Raw genomic sequence first — 18,403 nt, 5'->3', positions numbered from 1 at the left:
CATCAGGTAATCCCCTGCAAAAAAAAGTAAAATCGCGCACACCTGTAAACCCCACGGACTCCAGTGTTGATTCTTGCCCTTCAGGGCAGAGATGCCGCTGTCGATTCCCCAGAGTTTGTCCCAATGCCTGTGCTCGACACCCCGTTCGCCCATCTCCACTTGATCCGCCAGCCTGAACAACAGAATGAGCCGCTACAGGCCTTCGATGCTGCGGACGAGTATTTACTCAATCACCTGGCCGAACAGGGGTTGCCAAAGGGCAGCCGTGTTCTGGTGCTTAACGACAGTTTTGGTGCGCTGGCTATCAGCCTGGTCAGCTCAATGAATGTCACCAGCAGCAGCGACTCGTTCCTGGCCATTCAGGCACTGGAAAAAAACCTCACCCGTAACCAGTTTGCATTCAATGCCGTGACCGTCATTGCGGCGAGTCAGCCACTGATCGGTCCGTTCGATTGCGTAGTGGTCAAAGTGCCTAAAACCCTGGCCCTGCTTGAAGAACAACTGATCCGCTTACAAGGCCAACTGGCGCCGGGCGCCAAGGTAATAGCCGGCGCCATGATCAAGCACCTGCCCCGCGCGGCCGGTGATCTGTTGGAGCGCTACATCGGCCCGGTGCAGGCCTCGCTGGCCGTGAAAAAAGCGCGTCTGTTGAGCGCAACAGTGGAAGACAAAGAGGCTTTCACTTCACCTTATCCGACCCGCTACCGACTGGATGAGCCCGCCATCGAGTTGATTAACCACGCCAACGTTTTCTGCCGCGAAGGACTGGATATCGGCACGCGGGCGTTTCTGCCACACCTGCCAAAAAATCTGGGGGCTGCGCGGGTAGCGGACCTGGGATGTGGCAATGGCGTTCTGGCGATTGCCAGTGCGTTGAGTAATCCGGATGCCCAATACACGTTGGTCGATGAGTCGTTTATGGCTGTGCAATCGGCACGTGAAAACTGGCAGGCAGCATTGGGTGAACGCGAGGTTATCGTGCGTGCTGACGACGGGTTGGCAGGTCAGGCGCCACAATCGCTGGACGTGGTGCTGTGTAACCCGCCCTTCCATCAACAGCAGGTCGTGGGCGACTTTCTGGCATGGCGCATGTTCAATCAGGCCCGTGATGCGCTGGTGGTGGGGGGCGCGCTGTACATCGTCGGCAATCGCCATCTGGGCTACCACAGCAAGCTGGCGAAGCTGTTTAGGGGGGTCGAACAAGTGGCAGCGACCCCAAAGTTCGTGATTCTCAAAGCGCGCAAATAAAAGCACTGTCGTCACTGCCCGGGCGCGTGAGTTTGCGAGGGATCGCGGATCCGTACGTGGAGATCTTTGTGCCGCGCCAGGGTCAACAACACCACGTTTTCCACGTCAAAAAAAAACCCGCCGAAGCGGGTTATAAATCCGTGCTGCAAGGCAACGGGATGGGAAGTCAGTGGCTTTTCATGCCGGCCGCCGTCATAAACAGGCGTATCAGCAGGGCAAATACAGCCAGGCTCGCCACACTGGCGGTCCAGATCACCAGCAACCAGCCAATGCGTTGCCACAGCGGCTTCTTCTCGCACTCTTGCACGTCGTTCAGATAATCTTTTCCAGCCATGTTCGGCACTCCTCTGCAAGCAATGGCTGCGACCCTTGGGCCGCAGCGGCACGTGCGACTAGTGGTATCCGTCTTCGTGGGTCACCTTGCCGCGGAACACGTAGTAGCTCCAGTAGGTGTAACCCAGGATGAACGGAATGATGAACAGGGTTCCGACCAGCATGAAGCCCTGACTTTGCGGCGGCGCCGCTGCATCCCAGATCGAAATCGCAGGCGGGACGATGTTTGGCCACAGGCTGATGCCCAGCCCGCTATAACCCAGGAAAATCAGCACCAGGGTCAACAGGAACGGGGCGTAATGCGCATTGCGAGCAATCGCCTTGAGCAACGCATACATGGTTACCAACACCAGAATCGGCACCGGCAAGAACCAGAACAGATTAGGCAACGTGAACCAGCGCGCCGCGATGTCGGAATGCGCCAGCGGTGTCCACAGGCTTACAACCCCCATCAAAACCAGTACAGCCAATGCCAGTGGGCGGCCCAGCTTGTGCATCCGTTCTTGCAGGGAGCCTTCGGTTTTCATGATCAACCACGTGCAACCCAGCAAGGCGTACGCCACGATCAGTGCAATCCCGCAGAACACCGTGAAGGGCGAAAGCCAGTCCAGCCCGCCACCGGCGTATTGGCGATTGACTACCGGGATGCCATCAATGAACGCACCCAGCGCTACACCCTGGAAGAACGTCGCCGCAATAGAGCCGCCGATGAACGCTTTGTCCCAAATATGGCGTTTCTCGGCCCGGGCCTTGAAGCGGAACTCAAAGGCCACACCCCGAAAGATCAAACCGATCAGCATCAGTACCAGCGGCAGGTACAGCGCCGACAGCACCACGGAGTACGCCAGCGGGAAAGCGCCATACAGCGCTGCGCCGCCCAGTACCAGCCAGGTTTCGTTACCGTCCCAGACGGGGGCAACGGTGTTCATCATCACGTCTCGGTCTTTCTCGCCCTGGATGAACGGAAAGAGGATGCCGATGCCGAGATCGAAGCCATCCATGACCACGTACATCATGATCCCGAAGATGATGATGATTGCCCAGATAAGTGGCAGATCAATACCCATGACTCAATTCCCCTTGTTCAGGCTGTCGCTGTAGCCTTCTTCTGTGCCTTCGTCGGCAGCAGACAAAGGACGGGCAGGCGTGCGTTGCTGACCTGGACCACCCGACGGGCGCTCATCCCCTTCATGGGTGACCGGACCTTTGCGCACCAGACGCATCATGTAGCCCAGACCAACACCAAACAGTGAGAAGTAGACCAGCACAAACAGGATCAGGGTGATGCTCATCTGCGTCACGCTGTGATTGGAGGACGCATCAGCAGTGCGCATCAACCCGTAAACAACCCACGGTTGACGACCGATCTCAGTGGTAAACCAGCCTGCCAGAATGGCGATCAGGCCGGACGGTCCCATCCACAACACCAGACGCAAGAACCAGCGGTTCTCGTACAGCGTGCCCCGCTTGCGCAGCCAGAGGCTCCACAGCCCGATGAAGATCATGAGCATCCCCAGCGCGACCATGATGCGGAAGCTGAAGAACACAATGGTCGAGTTCGGACGGTCGGCGGCCGGGTAATCCTTCATCGCCGGGATTTGTTTATCCAGGCTGTGGGTGAGGATCAGGCTGCCTAGGTACGGCACTTCAATCTTGTAATCAGTGGTTTCGGTTTTCATGTTCGGGATGCCGAACAGGATCAGTGGCGTAGGTTCGCCGGGTTTGTTCTCCCAGTGACCTTCAATCGCCGCGATTTTCACAGGCTGATACTTCAGCGTATTCAGGCCATGGGCATCGCCGATAAAGGCTTGCAGCGGAGCAACCACCAGCGCCATCCACATAGCCATGGAGAACATCCGACGTATGGCCGGTGTGTTACGACCGCGCAACAGGTGCCAGGCTGCCGAAGCACCGACGAAGAACGCCGTGGCCACAAATGCGGCCGTCGCCATGTGCGCCAGACGGTACGGGAACGACGGGTTGAAAATCACCGCCAGCCAGTCCACCGGAATCACCCGGCCGTCGATGATCTCGTAGCCCTGCGGGGTTTGCATCCAGCTGTTGGATGCCAGAATCCAGAAGGTCGACACCAGTGTCCCGAGGGCCACCATCGCGGTCGAGAAGAAGTGCATGCCGCGACCCACGCGGTTCCAGCCGAAGAGCATGACGCCCAAAAACCCGGCTTCAAGGAAGAACGCAGTGAGCACTTCATAGGTCAGCAGAGGCCCGGTGACAGACCCTGCGAAGTCGGAAAACTGCGACCAGTTCGTGCCGAACTGATACGCCATGACCACGCCGGAAACCACGCCCATACCAAAGTTGACAGCGAAAATCTTCGACCAAAAGTGATACAGATCGCGGTAGGTATCGTCACGGGTTTTCAGCCACATCCCTTCAAGCACCATCAGGTAACTGGCGAGACCGATGGTAATGGCGGGAAAAATAATGTGGAACGATACGGTAAACGCAAACTGAATTCGGGCGAGATCTAAAGCCTCCAAACCGAACATAAGCCATCCTCTATCAGGTATCAGGTCGTTCAGAACACAGGCACGGCGCCTGTATCCAACTGTCCCGCAGGCCGTGGCACCACGAATCGGCGTTCGCTCTTTCAACCACAACACGAAGGGGATCTGGCCGGCTGGCCACTCCAGATTAAACGTGAGGTGTTTTGATCTGGATCAAGCAATGCTGAAAGAGTAGTCCATTCCTGGCGAGCGGCTAATGTGGTTTGTTGTCGCGTGACAGGATGTCCCAGGCCCCGGAATAGACCTTTGCAAGAAATGCAGGTAATCGTTTTGGAAGGTTTTCGCGCTTGCCGTTTGTCCGCTTTACGGCCCCCTTTTTGCGTCATTACTTGTTACAACTTAATGATAACCTCGCCACCTCCTTTACCCGCAGTGACGGCCGTTTAATGAATCACCCGCCTTTATTACTTCGCCATCACCGTCCGTTTATCGCCTTTTGGTTTGCCCGCATCTTTACTGCCAGTGCCTTTCAAATGCTGACCGTGGCCATCGGCTGGAACTTGTATCAGCTCACTGGCAACGTCATGGACCTGGGCTGGGTCGGTCTCATTGAGTTCACTCCGCGTGTGCTGTTTATGTTGCACACCGGGCATGTGGCGGATCGCTATGACCGGCGCAAAGTCGCTGCGCTTTGCCAAACCCTGCAGGGCATGATTGCGCTGGCGCTGGCCATCAGCAGTGCAACCGACAACGTCACGCGGGAAATGATTTTTCTCCTGGCGTTCCTGTTGGGCAGCGCCCGCTCCTTTGAAATGCCCAGCACACAGGCGCTGCTGCCCTCCATCGTGCCCGCCAGCCTGTTCCCCCGCGCGGTGGCGGCGGCACAGGCCGCGCAACAATCGGCCACCATTATTGCCCCGGCGTTTGGCGGTTTGCTCTACGCCTTTGGCAGTGTCTGGGTGTATGGCCCTGCCGTCGCGCTGTACTTCATTGCTGCGCTGTTGATGAGCAACTTGCCTGCACGGCAAGCGGCATTGAACAAAGGCAAAGCCCCGTTGGACTCACTGCTGGGGGGCATTCGCTTTATCCGCCGTCACCCGGATGTGCTGGGCGCGATATCGCTGGACTTATTTGCCGTGCTGCTGGGCGGCGCGACGGCGCTGTTGCCGGTATTTGCCAAAGACATCCTGCTTACCGGGCCGTGGGGCTTGGGCATGCTGCGATCGGCACCGGCAGTCGGTGCGCTGCTGATGTCCCTGTGGCTGGCCCGTTTCCCGGTGGAGCGCAAGGTCGGGCGCATCATGTTTACAGCCGTGGGCGTGTTCGGCGTCGCAACCATCGCTTTCGGGCTGTCGACATCGTTCTGGTTCTCAATGGCAGTACTCGTCGTGCTTGGCGCGGCGGACATGATCAGCATGGTGATTCGCGCATCGTTTGTGCAACTGCAAACCCCGGATGAAATGCGCGGTCGCGTAAGCGCGGTCAATGGCCTGTTTATCGGCGCGTCTAACCAACTGGGCGAGTTCGAGTCAGGCGCAACGGCTCATTGGTTGGGCACCGTGCCAGCGGTGGTGTTGGGCGGCCTCGGAACGCTGGTCGTCACCGGGCTGTGGATAAAACTGTTCCCCGGGTTGGCCAGGCGCGACCGGATGCTAGAAGAAAAAGCCCTGTAGTCGCTACCGATTGGGAGCAGCTACTTTATATAGAGGCGTGCACTCAGCCGGTTATGCGGTGGCACCAGCGAGGTGTTAGTAAACTCGAACCACCCGCCATCGGTGTTACGAAACGTGAAGGTATAGAGGTAACCCACTGTGGTGCCTGCACCATTACAGGTCACAAGCCCCTCACCCCGGTTACACACCGGTGTGCGCGTGCCATCTACCTCATGCCCATTGAAGGTTACCCACGGCTGGTTACTGCCATAACCCCGCTCCAGCACATGCACCTTGATAGTGGCGCCATGGTGCGCTCTACGGGTTTTCTCATTACCACGCACCTCCTCTGTCGCGCCCGTCTTAGACACCACCTGCAAAACTTCGAGCGCACTCAAGGGCAGCGCGGGTGCCGCATTGAGGCCTGCGCTGAGGAACAGGCTCAAACAAGCCAAAACAGATTTGATAGTGCGTGTCATAAGCCCCCCGAAAAACTGGCACACAGTATGCCTGTCACCCAGACGTTACAAAACATCGCCGCTCACCCAAACCAAAGCAGCCATACGCTGAAGCTGCTGGTATGATGCGCGGCTTTTTCCGACAGACAGAAAAACTTCAGGCGTTACAAGTCTGTGCTTTGCTGTTGAAAACGATTTAATGACGGCGCCTGGGGGCGCCACGGGGACTGGCATGCTGGAAAGGCTGTTTCAACTCAAGGCACACAACACCAACGTGCGTACCGAGATCCTTGCGGGGATCACCACGTTTCTGGCAATGGCCTATATCCTGTTCGTAAACCCGAGCATCCTCGGCGAAACCGGCATGGATAAAGGCGCAGTGTTTGTCGCAACCTGCCTGGCGGCCGCCATCGGTTCGGCAATCATGGGCATCATCGCCAACTACCCGATTGCGCTGGCTCCGGGCATGGGCCTGAACGCCTTCTTCACCTACACCGTGGTCCTGCACATGGGTCACACCTGGCAAGTTGCGCTGGGTGCCGTCTTCATTTCCGCCGTATTGTTCTTCCTGCTGTCGATTTTTCGCATCCGCGAATGGATCATCAACAGCATTCCGCTGCCCCTGCGCTCAGCGATTGCCGCCGGTATCGGCCTGTTTTTGGCGCTGATCGCACTGGGTAACGCCGGCATCGTGGTGGCCAACCAGGCCACACTGGTCGGCATGGGCGACCTGACTCAACCAAAAGTCATCCTGGCTTCGCTGGGCTTTGCCGTGATCGTGGCGCTGGAAGCCATGAAAGTTCGGGGCGCAGTGCTGATCGGCATTCTGGGCGTGACCGTCGCCTCTATCCTGATGGGCGTGACCGCGTTCGGTGGTGTGATGTCGATGCCGCCTTCGCTGGCCCCAACCTTCCTGCAACTGGACATCAAAGGCGCGCTGGACATCGGCCTGGTCAGCGTGATCTTTGCGTTCCTGTTCGTTGACCTGTTTGACAACTCGGGCACCCTGATCGGGGTTGCCAAGCGTGCAGGCCTGATGGGCAAAGACGGCCATATGCCGAAAATGGGCCGTGCCCTGATTGCTGACAGCACCGCGGCCATGGCCGGTTCGTTGCTGGGTACCTCCACCACCACCAGCTACATCGAATCGGCTGCTGGCGTGAGCGCCGGGGGCCGTACCGGTCTGACCGCCATCGTGGTCGGCATCATGTTCTTGCTGGCACTGTTCTTCTCGCCCTTGGCCGCCAGCGTACCGGCATTCGCCACCGCGCCAGCCCTGATGTTCGTGGCCGTGCTGATGATGAGCGGCCTGGCCGAGATCGAATGGGACGACGTGACCGTTGCCGCGCCCGTGGTCATTACCGCGCTGGCCATGCCGTTCACGTATTCCATCGCCAACGGTATCGCCTTCGGCTTCATTTCCTGGACAGTGATCAAGTTGCTGTCGGGCCGCGCCCGCGAGCTGAATGCGCCATTAATCATTCTGTCGGTCTTGTTCGTGGTCAAATTGGGTTGGTTTAACGCATGAGTGCCTTGCCGTTTGATTCTGCAACGTACGCCGTAGAGCTGGAGGCCAAGGCCAACCGTCTGCGCGAGTTGCTGGCGCCGTTCGACGCGCCGGAACCTCAAGTCTTCGACTCGCCGATGACACACTTTCGTCTGCGCGCCGAGTTCCGCCTGTGGCGCGAAGCCGGCGAGCGTCACTACGCGATGTTTTCCCCGGAAGACAAACGCACGCCGATCCTGATCGAAGATTTTCCGATTGCCAGCCTGCGGATCAATCAGTTGATGCCGCAGCTCAAGGCCGCCTGGAAAGCCAGCTCCGCGTTGAGCCACAAGCTGTTTCAGGTGGAGTTCCAGACCACCCTCGCAGGCGATGCGATGGTCACGTTGTGCTACCACCGCCCGCTGGATGAGCACTGGCAACAGGCAGCCGAACAGCTGGCTCAAGACCTCGACATCAGCGTGATTGGCCGTTCCAAAGGCAAGCGTGTCGTGATCGGGCGCGATCATGTGGTGGAAAAACTTGAGGTGGCAGGTCGCACCTTCAGTTATCAACAGCCTGAAGGCGCGTTCACCCAGCCTAACGGCACGGTGAACCAAAAGATGCTCAATTGGGCCTACGAGGCGCTCGGCGAGCGTTCGGATGACTTGCTGGAGCTGTATTGCGGCAACGGCAACTTCACCTTGCCGCTGGCCACCCGTGTGCGCAAAGTGCTGGCCACTGAAATCAGCAAGACCTCAGTGTATGCCGCGCTCAACAACCTCAGCGACAACGCTGTGGATAACGTCACGCTGGTCAGGTTGTCGGCTGAAGAGTTGACCGAGGCGCTGAATGAAGTGCGTCCGTTCCGGCGTTTGCAGGGCATTGACCTGAAAAGCTACGACTTTGGCAGTGTGTTCGTTGACCCGCCCCGTGCTGGCATGGACCCGGACACCTGCGAACTGACCCGACGCTTCGACAACATTCTGTATATCTCGTGTAACCCGCTGACCCTGGCCGAGAACATCGCCCAACTGCACGACACCCACCGCATCGAGCGTTGCGCGGTGTTTGACCAATTCCCGTGGACCCACCACATGGAATCCGGTGTGCTGCTGGTTCGCCGGTAAGCGGCTGTAAAAAACCTCGGGGCTCTTGAGCGACTACACAAGCTCACCTGTCGTCGCTCAAGAGCCCCGAGGTTGTAATCGGACGCGAAGCGTTCGTAAAACCTTCCCCCTGCCCCGGCACTCCGCCGAGTACGTTTTTTAACGTCGTTTGCACCCTGCGCTCGGGGACTCCACTGCCACTTCTTACGGCCAAACCCTAACCGCCCAGCACCGCCCACCGCTGTTCGGGGCCTTGGCTATTCTCTGGTTAAGCGTCAGCAGTGACGTCTTTCTTGACGCTTCGCAGCAAGCCTTTCGTCAATACGCAGAAAAATACTGAGGCATGCGTCTGAAGACACTGCGTGACATAGGCCAACGATCTAGAACGATACGTCTGTAATAAGCCGTCAGAAATTTCAATTCAGCGTGAAGCTGCAACGGAGGCCAGTCCCTCAATCACGTTGAGACGACCAATGCCCTGACCCCGTCAGGGCAGCGTGAAAAGCGTCTGCTTCAGGGCTTGCGCTGTTTTCCGACCCTTGCATGGGGTTCCATGCCTTGCCCGTTCATCCTCGGCTTCTACCAGGGTTTCTTGGCTTGCCGCAAAGGAAACAGAGTGAGTTGTCGATTTGAGCTTTTCGTCCATGCTCAACCTTAGGCAGGTCACTTCCCCGAGGAACAAGCCGCTGAGATCCATCCCCGAAAAACCGGCTCCCTGGAGCATGAAGGAAAGCGGCCCCTTTTAGTTTTTCTCGAGAATGTTTTTCGATTGACCCTCAGGGTGACTGCCATCTACCTGAACTTATCACTGCGGCGTCATAGCACTAAGTGCCACACTCCGCGGTCTGTGCAAGAGCGTCTGACAGCCGGGCTGGCGCAGCCCTCCGTCAGCAACAACACTTATGAAAACGATTGATAGAGGAAACCTCCATGCTTTGGAAAAAAGGCCGGCGTAGCGACAACGTGGAAGACGTGCGCGATCAAAGTACCGGAGGCGGCGGCGGGATGCGCATCGGGGGCGGTAAAGGCTTGAGCCTGATGGCCGTTGTGGTCATCGTCGGTTTCGGCTTGCTGACCGGGCAGGACCCCCTGCAAATTCTCGGGCAGTTGAGCGGCCAGTTGACGGAGCAATCATCGCCGCAGGTCTCGCAACAAACAGGCCATGCGCCGCCTGCCAACGATCAACAAGCCGAGTTCGTGCGTGCCGTGCTGGGCGACACCGAAGACACATGGCGTCAGGTCTTTCAGCAGTCTGGCCGCACCTATAAAGACCCGACCCTGGTGTTGTTCAGTGGTCAGATCAACTCGGCGTGCGGCTCTGCCTCCTCCGCCAGCGGACCTTTTTACTGCCCAGCCGACCAGAAAGTCTACCTGGACATGAGCTTTTTCCAGGAGATGGCTCAGCGCTTTCAAGCCGCAGGGGATTTTGCCCAGGCGTATGTGATTGCCCATGAAGTGGGCCATCACGTGCAAACGTTGTTGGGCGTATCGTCGAAAATGCAAATGGCCCGTCAGCAAGGCAAACCCATGAAAGGCGATGGCGGTTTGCTGGTACGTCAGGAATTACAAGCGGACTGTCTGGCAGGCGTGTGGGCCAGCATTGCGCAAAAACGCTTGAACTGGCTGGAGCCGGGTGACATTGAGGAAGCGCTGAACGCGGCAAACGCCATTGGTGATGACCGTTTGCAGCAACAAGGCCAAGGGCGCGTAGTGCCAGACTCCTTTACCCACGGTACTTCGGCGCAACGGGTGAAGTGGTTCAAGACCGGTTTCGCGCATGGCGACATTAATCAGTGCGACACCTTTTCCGCACCGAGCCTGTAACGGTTTTAAAAATATCGCAACCCGCAAAGCCGCTGACAAGTAGCGGCTATCGGGCTGCGCATGTGACACGTGAGACTGGCCGAGGTCAGGCCAACAAACGCCGCAGTTCAAAACAATCCCTGGCGTGCCAGTCGGCCAGACCGGGCCACGGGTTTTCAGGGACGTTGACCAGCACAGTCTTGCTGCCAGCAGCACGCCCGCACTCAAGGTCAAAACGGAAATCCCCTACCATCACCATCTGCGCAGGCTCAACGTTCCACGCTTTGGCCAGTTTCAGCAGGCCATCGGGGTCGGGTTTGTGCGCTGCGTTGTCACGCCCCAACACGTCTTGAGCCGCGAAACATTGCTCAAGACCGATGGCCTTGAGGGTGATGCGCGCCAGTTCCTGTGCGTTGCGGGTCAACACGCCTAAACGCACGCCGCGCTCGACGAGATCGAGAACCAACTCGACCGCGCCAGGGGCCGCTTTCGAGGCCAGCGCCAGCTCACGCTCGTGCTCCAGCAGCCAGGCGTACTTTTCGGCCGATTCGGCGGGCGGCAAACCGGCGAGGTGAGTAAGGATGTCTTCATCGTCCGGGATACACAGTTCGCGATGAATCAGTTGGAAGTCATGCACCGCCACGGTTAGCGTGCCGTCCATGTCGAACACCCAATGCTTTACATCTTTTAGCGTCATGCCCAGTCCTTGCGATGGCGAATTAAACCTTCCTGAGTGACCGATGCCACCAACTGCCCGGCGCGGTTATACACGCTGCCGCGGGAGAAGCCACGGGAGTTGCCTGCCCAAGGGCTGTCCATGGCATACAGCAACCAGTCGTCAGCACGCAGGTCTGCGTGGAACCACAGGGCGTGGTCGAGGCTGGCCACTTGCATGTCTTTTTGCCACACGCCTTTGCCATGAGGCAGCAGCGAGGTGGTCAGCAAGCCGAAGTCCGAGGCGTAAGCCAGCAGGTACTTATGCAGCGCGGGGGTATCGGCCAGCGCGCCGTCGGCCCGAAACCAGACGTACTTGATCGGGTCGCAGACCTTGGGGTTGAACGGGTCTTCCCCCACCACCGGACGGAATTCGATGGGTTTGGCACACAGCAGTTTTTCGCGCATGGCCTCAGGAATCAGGTGCGCGCGCTGACGGATCAGCTCCAGCTCGGAGGGCAGATTCTCAGGGCCGACCACCTGGGGCATCGGAATCTGATGCTCGAATCCGCCTTCATCGTATTGAAACGACGCGCTGCAGGTAAAAATCGGCTGGCCCTTCTGGATCGCCGTCACCCTGCGCGTGCTGAAGCTGCCGCCATCGCGCACCCGGTCGACCTGATACACCACGGCCAGTCCGGCATCGCCGGGCCGCAGGAAGTAACCATGCATCGAATGCACGTGCCGGACGTCTTCAACCGTCTGGCTCATGGCGGACAACGATTGGCCGAGCACCTGACCGCCGAACAACTGGCGAAAGCCCAAGTCCTGACTGCGGCCGCGAAAGAGGTTCTCTTCGATCGGTTCCAGGGTCAGCAAATTGACCAGATCATCCAACACTTGGCTCATTCAGTTTTTCCTCACACAGAGCAATACCGGCGCAATCTTCGCTGCGACGGTCAAACAAAATTCGGCACTCGCCGCCTAACCTACAACTTGAAAGTCATTTGCCTGCTTATCCGTGCAGTGTTTCCAACCATTGCGCCCGACTGATCCGATACAGCACGTGGGGCCGCAATGCATGCCCCTCCGGGAGCTTCGGGTGTTCAAAATCTCCCGCCAGGTCACGCTGCATACCGATGGCCTGCATCACTTTTTGCGAAGGCAAATTGGCCTCGGTGGTAAAAGACACCACTTGATCCAGCGCCAGTCGGTCAAACGCGCAGCGCAACACTGCCCAGGCGGCTTCACTGGCGTAGCCCAACCCCCAATGTTCGGGCGCCAGGCGCCAGCCAATCTCGACAGCCGGCGTGAACGGTGCATCGAACCCGACGTTCCATAAACCGGTAAAGCCGATAAACGCACCCGTGTCTTTACGCTCCAGTGCCCACAGCCCGTAACCATATTCAGCAAAGTGACCGCGAATACGGCCAATCATGGCAGCACTTTCGAGGCGAGTAAGCAGCCCCGGAAAATACCGCATGACCTGGGGATCGGCGCACATGGCAGCGAACTCTGCCAGATCCGTGTCGCGCCAGGGACGCAAGCGCAGACGGGCACTTTCGAGCTCCTGAATTTGCTCCATCAAACCCCTCCGATTGATGACCGGGCTTTTCATCTGTCGGGCAGTGTACCGCGCTGTTAAGATCCGGCGCTCGTTCCGACGTGAAATCCCCATGCCTTTACCGCTGATTTATCACGATGACTACAGCCCGGCGTTCCCGCCCGAGCATCGTTTCCCAATGGATAAATTCCGCCTGCTGCGCGACCACCTGGTGGAAACCGGGCTGACCCGGGACACCGACCTGCTTCGCCCCGAGCTATGCCCTGTGGATATCCTCGCCCTCGCCCATGATCCGGCGTACATCGAGCGCTACATGGCGGGCGAGCTGGCGCGTGAAGATCAGCGTCGTCTGGGCCTGCCCTGGAGCGAAGCCCTGGCGCGGCGCACGATTCGCGCAGTCGGCGGCTCCTTGCTCGCCGCGGAACAGGCATTGAGCCACGGCTTGGCCTGCCACTTGGCCGGTGGCACCCATCACGCGCACTACGATCACCCTGCGGGCTTTTGCATCTTCAATGATCTGGCAGTCATCAGCCGTTATTTGCTGGAAAGCGGGCGCGTAAGTCGCGTGCTGATTTTTGACTGCGACGTGCACCAAGGTGATGGCACGGCCCGCATTCTGGAATCTACGCCAGAGGCGGTTACTGTTTCGCTGCACTGCGAAAAGAACTTTCCGGCGCGCAAGGCGCAAAGCGACTGGGACATTGGCCTGCCCATGGGTATGGGCGATGCGGCCTATTTACAAGTAGTGGATGAAGCGCTGAATTACTTATTGCCGCTGTACCAGCCGGACTTGGTGTTGTACGACGCCGGGGTCGATGTCCACCAGGATGACGCGTTGGGGTATTTGAAACTGACTGACGCAGGCCTCGCGGCGCGTGACGAAGCCGTCCTGCGCCATTGTCTGGGCCGTGACATACCGGTGGTCGGGGTAATCGGCGGTGGCTACAGCAAAGACCGTAAAGCGCTCGCGCGCCGCCATGGGATTTTGCATCACAGCGCGCACAGCGTCTGGCGCTCAATGGGCTGCGATTAATTACCCACAATGCCTGTGGAGCTGCTTGTGGATAACCTGAGTGAAAGCCCTTGCAGCCCATACAGAACGGGGCCTGCAAGGCGCTGTGTGTTTTTCATACAGATCCAGTCGCCACAGGCTAAAACCGCTGCCGGGCCGCTCTGCACCGGGCGCGTGAGCCGTGACGTCGCGGTGAGTAATTAACGCGACGTGATGGCCGATCACGGCCTCATGCCTGGGCAGCGACTACGGGTTTGCGCAGTCAGGTAGAATGCGCCGCTTATTTCGCCGATTTGCAGCTTGCCATGACTGACGCCATCACTTCCCTTCCCCCTCATGTTGCCATTATTGGCGGTGGCCCGGCGGGCCTTATGGCCGCAGAAGTGCTGAGTCAGGCGGGTGTGCGCGTTGATGTGTACGACGCCATGCCGTCGGTTGGGCGCAAGTTTTTACTGGCCGGGGTCGGGGGCATGAACATCACCCATTCCGAAGCGTACCCTGCCTTTCTTTCACGCTATGCCGAACGGGCGCCACAGATTGCGCCACTGTTGCGTGCCTTTGATGCCGATGCGCTGTGCCGGTGGATTCACGGGCTAGGGATCGAGACCTTCGTTGGCAGCTCGGGCCGGGTGTTCCCCACCGACATGAAAGCCGCGCCGCTTTTACGCGCCTGGCTCAAGCGTTTGCGCGAGTCCGGTGTCGTTATCCACACCCGCCATCGCTGGTTAGGCTGGCTGCCCGATGGCGCATTGCGCGTCGACAGCCCGGAAGGTGAAAAACACATCACCCCCGACGCAACGGTTTTGGCACTGGGAGGCGGCAGTTGGGCGCGGCTCGGGTCCGATGGGGCGTGGATGCCGCTGCTGGCTGAGCGCGGTGTCGCGCTGGCGCCGCTGCAACCCAGCAACTGCGGGTTTGAGGTGGCAGGTTGGAGCGAGGTATTGCGCAACAAATTCGCCGGTGCGCCGCTGAAAAATATCGCCCTCGCACTGGAGCATCACAGCCCGCGTTTGGGTGAATGCGTGATCACGGCCAGTGGTATAGAAGGCAGCCTGATTTACGCGTGGTCGGCACCGATTCGAGAAGCGATCAACCAGCAAGGGGCAGCCACGGTTCTGATCGACCTGTTACCGGGCAAGGCTGTGGATAACGTGGAAAAGGCGCTGGCCAAACCGCGCGGCTCACGCTCGATGAGCAAGCATCTGCACAGCCAGCTCGGGCTGGACGGAGTAAAAGCAGCGCTGCTGCGCGAATTGGCCCCCGCCGAATGTTTCACGAACCCTGCCCAACTGGCGCGTGCGATCAAAGCGCTGCCATTGCAACTGATCACGCCACGTCCGCTGGACGAGGCCATCAGCAGCGCAGGCGGCGTACCCTTTGAGGCGCTGGACGAGCATTTGATGCTCAAACAGTTGCCGGGGGTGTTCTGCGCAGGCGAGATGCTGGACTGGGAAGCGCCCACTGGCGGCTATTTGCTCACCGGCTGTTTCGCCAGTGGCCGCGCCGCCGGGTTGGGGGTATTAAGCTGGTTGCACCATCAGGCCTGAATTAAACCGCTACCCGGCAGCCCGAGGTAGCGGTTAAAACCTTACTTGCGTTTGCGCGGGCCCGTATTGAACACGGGTACTTTACGCACAGGCTTGACCGTCGGTTCGGCCGGGGCCACTTCACCGCTATCGACCCATTTGCCCAGGTTACGCTTACCGCCACCGCCTGAGGTTTTCGGCTTTTTAGGCTTCTTCGGCTTTTTGATCACCTGACCCGAGGCATCCGTTTCGGGCACGCGGTGCTCAGGCTCGAAGTCCTGCTCTTCATGACGCGCCAAGGTCTGGCGAGTCAGCATCTCAATGGCCGAGAGCATGTTCACTTCATCGGCACACACCAGCGAAATCGCCTCGCCCTTCTGACCGGCGCGGCCGGTACGGCCAATGCGATGGATGTAGTCTTCGGCCACGATCGGCAGGTCGAAGTTGACCACCAGCGGCAGGTCTTCGATGTCCAGACCACGGGCCGCCACGTCGGTGGCCACAAGAATCTGCACGTCACTGGCCTTGAAGCGATCCAGCGCCCGTTGACGCGTTGCCTGCGGTTTATCGCCATGGATGCCGTCAGCGTTGATGCCCAGCGCTTGCAGTTTGCCCACCAGGTCATCTACGCCATTGCGGGTTTTGGCGAACACCAGCACCTGCTTCCAGCGCTGGGTGCGCAGCAAATGCAGGAACAGCTCGGCTTTGCGTTTCTTGTCGACCGGGATCACCCATTGCTTGACGCTGCTGGCCGCAACGTTACGCGGGCTGACTTCAATGCTCAGCGGGTTATCGAGCATTTGCTCGCCCAGCGCCCGGATCGCATCCGAGAACGTGGCCGAGAACAACAGGGTCTGACGCTTTTTTGGCAAGGCGCGGTAGATGTCACGCAGTTCTTCGCTGAAGCCCAGATCGAGCATGCGATCGGCTTCGTCCAGAATCAGGGTTTGCAGCTGGTTGAACTTGATCGCTTTCTGGCGATACAGATCAAGCAACCGACCCGGCGTGGCCACCAACACATCAACACCTTTGCGCATTTTCATCATTTGCGGGTTGATGCTGACGCCGCCATACACCGCGTAGGTGCTCAGGGGCAGGTGTTCGGCGTACTGGCGAATGCTTTCGTGAACCTGTTCGGCCAACTCGCGGGTCGGCACCAGCACCAGCGCACGCACGGCGTTACTGGCGACTTTCGGGCCTTCCATGGTCAACGACTGCAAGAGCGGCAGGGCAAAGCCACCGGTTTTACCGGTGCCGGTCTGGGCGGCGGCCATCAGGTCGCGCCCCGCCAGCACGGCGGGAATGGCTTGTGCCTGAACCGGGGTCGGGGTCTGGTAGCCGAGCGTCTCAAGGGCGCGCAGCAAGGGTTCGATCAGGCCAAGGGAGGCGAATGTCATGGGGATACCGTCGAAAAAGGTCAGCGCGTGGGTGCATACGTTGCAATGGCGCGCAGTTTACCCTAATTCAGACGGGTTTCTGCTTGCGCCACTGCGGCAACCCGATCAACACCACAGCGCTGATGATGACCGCCATCGCCAGGCACTCTTCGAAACCGATGGTCTCGCCCGCAAAGGCGATGCCGAGCATCACCGCCACAGCCGGGTTGACATAGGCGTAGCTGGTGGCCGCTGCCGGACGTACGTTTTTGAGCAAATACATGTAAGCACTGAAGGCGATGATCGAGCCGAAAAACACCAGGTACAGTAAGGCGCCCCACCCGGCAGCCGTCGGCATATGGGTCAGACGCTCCCCACTCACCAGGCTGCCAATGAGCAACACAGCGCCGGCAGTGAGCATTTCTGCAGCGCTGGCCATTGGCCCCGCAGGAAGAGGCAAATGGCGGCTCCAGACCGAACCAAACGCCCATGCCGCCGCTGCGAATAAAATCATCGCCGCCCCCAGCGGACTGGCTTGCAGGTTGGAGCCGAGGTTGAGCATGGCAATACCGATCAACCCGAGCACGATCCCGGCCCATTCCAGCCGGGTATTGCGTGCCCCCCAAAAATAGCCGAACAGCAAGGTGAACAGCGGCACAGTGGCCACGGCTAACGCTGCCACCCCTGAGGCCACGCCCGAATGCTCAGCCAGCGTCACGCCACCATTGCCGCAAGCCAACAGCAAAAAGCCGATCATTGCTGCCGAACGCCACTGTACCCACGTTGGGCGTGGGGATCCGCGCCAGCGCATGAACGCATACATCAAGCTGCCCGCCACGAGGAAACGCACCCCGGCCATCATCAATGGCGGCCAGGACTCAATGCCAATACGGATCACCAGATAGGTCGAACCCCAGATCACATACAACGCGAAAAAAGCACCGATCAATTGCAACGGGAAACGACGTGCGGCAGGCATGGTTCAGCTCAAAGGCAAAGGCAGGGGACCTGGGAGTCTAGACAAGTGGCGGGTGGAGCAGAAGTAACAGAATGCATGAAAAGTGGCCGTACACTTTTACCGTTTTGCAGCCGCAGGCTGACAATCAGAAACCGCGGTATCGCTTGAGGTGGTCATTGATCTTGGCGGCCGGCACTTTTTGCAGGCTGCACAGCAAATCGTGATTCAGCTCACGCAGACCGTGGTGTTCGCGCAGTTGCCGGGCCAGATGTGCGGTCAGGTTGGCGGCCATTTCGGCGTCGGCCATCGCCCGGTGCGCCTTGCCGGTGTGAGGCAGGTCGGCAAACGTGGTCAGCGTACCAAGCTTGTGATTGGGCGCGGCGGGCATCAAACGCCGCGCCAACAGCAGCGAGCAGGCAAAGTTCTGCAAGCGGGTACGCTTGATGCGGCCCATCTCGAAGTCCCAGAATTTTTGGTCGAACGCGGCGTTATGCGCCAGCAACGGGGTAATGCCGACGAATTCGTTGACCTCGTTCATCACCTGTTCGGCCGATGGCGCGGTGCGCAACATGGCGTTGCTGATACCCGTCAACTGCTCGATGAAACCCGGCACGCGCACGCCTGCATTCATCAGGCTCTGGTAACGGTCGACAATGCGGCCCTGTTCCAGAATCACCACAGCGATTTCAGTGGCCCGGCACGTGCTGCTCGGGGAAATGCCAGTGGTTTCAAAGTCGATGACGGCGATACGTTCCAAAC

The 18,403-nt window shown here is 59.0% G+C and carries 17 protein-coding genes; 7 read left to right on the top strand and 10 right to left on the bottom strand.

Features of this window, described 5'->3' with window-relative positions; all coding sequences use genetic code 11:
* Positions 1–123 precede the first annotated feature (123 nt).
* Positions 124–1,248 carry a methyltransferase gene (locus HBN68_RS10670; protein WP_094992213.1) on the top strand — a complete coding sequence of 375 codons (1,125 nt, stop codon included), beginning with the start codon at positions 124–126 and terminating at the stop codon, positions 1,246–1,248.
* Positions 1,249–1,414: 166 nt separating this feature from the next.
* Here the strand turns inward: HBN68_RS10670 and HBN68_RS10665 are convergent, their stop codons facing one another.
* The 3 genes from HBN68_RS10665 to HBN68_RS10655 are packed head-to-tail and all read right to left on the bottom strand — an operon-like array spanning position 1,415 to position 4,091.
* On the bottom strand, positions 1,415–1,582 hold the full coding sequence (locus tag HBN68_RS10665) for a DUF2474 domain-containing protein (RefSeq protein WP_094992212.1): 168 nt from the start codon (positions 1,580–1,582) through the stop codon (positions 1,415–1,417).
* Positions 1,583–1,640: 58 nt separating this feature from the next.
* A complete protein-coding gene (gene cydB / locus HBN68_RS10660) occupies positions 1,641–2,648 on the bottom strand; it encodes a cytochrome d ubiquinol oxidase subunit II (protein ID WP_094992211.1) in 1,008 nt (335 codons plus the stop codon).
* A gap of 3 nt (positions 2,649–2,651) precedes the next feature.
* Positions 2,652–4,091 carry a cytochrome ubiquinol oxidase subunit I gene (locus HBN68_RS10655; protein WP_094992210.1) on the bottom strand — a complete coding sequence of 480 codons (1,440 nt, stop codon included), beginning with the start codon at positions 4,089–4,091 and terminating at the stop codon, positions 2,652–2,654.
* 404 nt (positions 4,092–4,495) lie between these two features.
* Between HBN68_RS10655 and HBN68_RS10650 the strand changes: the two genes are divergently transcribed.
* Positions 4,496–5,722 carry an MFS transporter gene (locus HBN68_RS10650; RefSeq protein ID WP_169964020.1) on the top strand — a complete coding sequence of 409 codons (1,227 nt, stop codon included), beginning with the start codon at positions 4,496–4,498 and terminating at the stop codon, positions 5,720–5,722.
* Positions 5,723–5,742: 20 nt separating this feature from the next.
* On the opposite strand, the gene HBN68_RS10645 is transcribed toward HBN68_RS10650, so the two are convergent.
* Complete coding sequence (locus HBN68_RS10645; RefSeq protein WP_169964018.1) at positions 5,743–6,180, bottom strand: DUF4879 domain-containing protein; 438 nt, start codon at positions 6,178–6,180, stop codon at positions 5,743–5,745.
* Positions 6,181–6,391: 211 nt separating this feature from the next.
* Here HBN68_RS10645 and HBN68_RS10640 point away from each other — a divergent pair, with 211 nt between their 5' ends.
* From HBN68_RS10640 to HBN68_RS10630, 3 genes are all read left to right on the top strand, one after another.
* Positions 6,392–7,687 carry an NCS2 family permease gene (locus tag HBN68_RS10640; protein WP_169964016.1) on the top strand — a complete coding sequence of 432 codons (1,296 nt, stop codon included), beginning with the start codon at positions 6,392–6,394 and terminating at the stop codon, positions 7,685–7,687.
* Complete coding sequence (trmA, locus tag HBN68_RS10635; protein WP_169964014.1) at positions 7,684–8,772, top strand: tRNA (uridine(54)-C5)-methyltransferase TrmA; 1,089 nt, start codon at positions 7,684–7,686, stop codon at positions 8,770–8,772. Before HBN68_RS10640 ends, trmA begins: the two co-directional genes overlap by 4 nt.
* 909 nt (positions 8,773–9,681) lie before the next feature.
* Positions 9,682–10,575, top strand: a complete 894-nt coding sequence (locus HBN68_RS10630; protein WP_094992205.1) for a neutral zinc metallopeptidase — start codon at positions 9,682–9,684, stop codon at positions 10,573–10,575.
* A gap of 85 nt (positions 10,576–10,660) precedes the next feature.
* On the opposite strand, the gene HBN68_RS10625 is transcribed toward HBN68_RS10630, so the two are convergent.
* From HBN68_RS10625 to HBN68_RS10615, 3 genes are all read right to left on the bottom strand, one after another.
* Entirely contained in the window at positions 10,661–11,251 is a 591-nt protein-coding gene (locus tag HBN68_RS10625) for an HAD family hydrolase (protein ID WP_169964012.1), read from the bottom strand.
* Positions 11,248–12,117, bottom strand: a complete 870-nt coding sequence (locus HBN68_RS10620) for an acyl-CoA thioesterase II (RefSeq protein WP_169964011.1) — start codon at positions 12,115–12,117, stop codon at positions 11,248–11,250. Before HBN68_RS10620 ends, HBN68_RS10625 begins: the two co-directional genes overlap by 4 nt.
* Positions 12,118–12,223: 106 nt before the next feature.
* On the bottom strand, positions 12,224–12,793 hold the full coding sequence (locus HBN68_RS10615; protein WP_094992202.1) for a GNAT family N-acetyltransferase: 570 nt from the start codon (positions 12,791–12,793) through the stop codon (positions 12,224–12,226).
* A gap of 91 nt (positions 12,794–12,884) precedes the next feature.
* On the opposite strand from HBN68_RS10615, the gene HBN68_RS10610 reads away from it, so the two are divergent.
* Entirely contained in the window at positions 12,885–13,805 is a 921-nt protein-coding gene (locus tag HBN68_RS10610; RefSeq protein ID WP_094992201.1) for a histone deacetylase, read from the top strand.
* A 284-nt stretch (positions 13,806–14,089) separates the two neighbouring features.
* Positions 14,090–15,331 carry a TIGR03862 family flavoprotein gene (locus HBN68_RS10605; RefSeq protein WP_094992200.1) on the top strand — a complete coding sequence of 414 codons (1,242 nt, stop codon included), beginning with the start codon at positions 14,090–14,092 and terminating at the stop codon, positions 15,329–15,331.
* A 41-nt stretch (positions 15,332–15,372) separates the two neighbouring features.
* Here HBN68_RS10605 and HBN68_RS10600 read toward each other — a convergent pair whose 3' ends face one another.
* From HBN68_RS10600 to HBN68_RS10590, 3 genes are all read right to left on the bottom strand, one after another.
* Positions 15,373–16,707, bottom strand: coding sequence for a DEAD/DEAH box helicase (locus HBN68_RS10600; RefSeq protein WP_169964008.1), 1,335 nt, complete (start codon positions 16,705–16,707; stop codon positions 15,373–15,375).
* Between the two features lie 67 nt (positions 16,708–16,774).
* Positions 16,775–17,665: a drug/metabolite exporter YedA gene (gene yedA / locus HBN68_RS10595; protein WP_094992198.1), complete on the bottom strand. Its 891-nt coding sequence runs from the start codon at positions 17,663–17,665 to the stop codon at positions 16,775–16,777.
* A gap of 124 nt (positions 17,666–17,789) precedes the next feature.
* Entirely contained in the window at positions 17,790–18,401 is a 612-nt protein-coding gene (locus tag HBN68_RS10590; RefSeq protein WP_169964006.1) for a 3'-5' exonuclease, read from the bottom strand.
* Positions 18,402–18,403 lie beyond the last annotated feature (2 nt).

Origin of the sequence: Pseudomonas sp. WS 5078, from assembly GCF_012985745.1 — a bacterium.
GTDB lineage: Bacteria > Pseudomonadota > Gammaproteobacteria > Pseudomonadales > Pseudomonadaceae > Aquipseudomonas > Aquipseudomonas lundensis_A.
The sequence above is the reverse complement of the archived record's forward strand: the minus strand, read 5'-3'. Positions and strand labels throughout refer to the sequence as shown.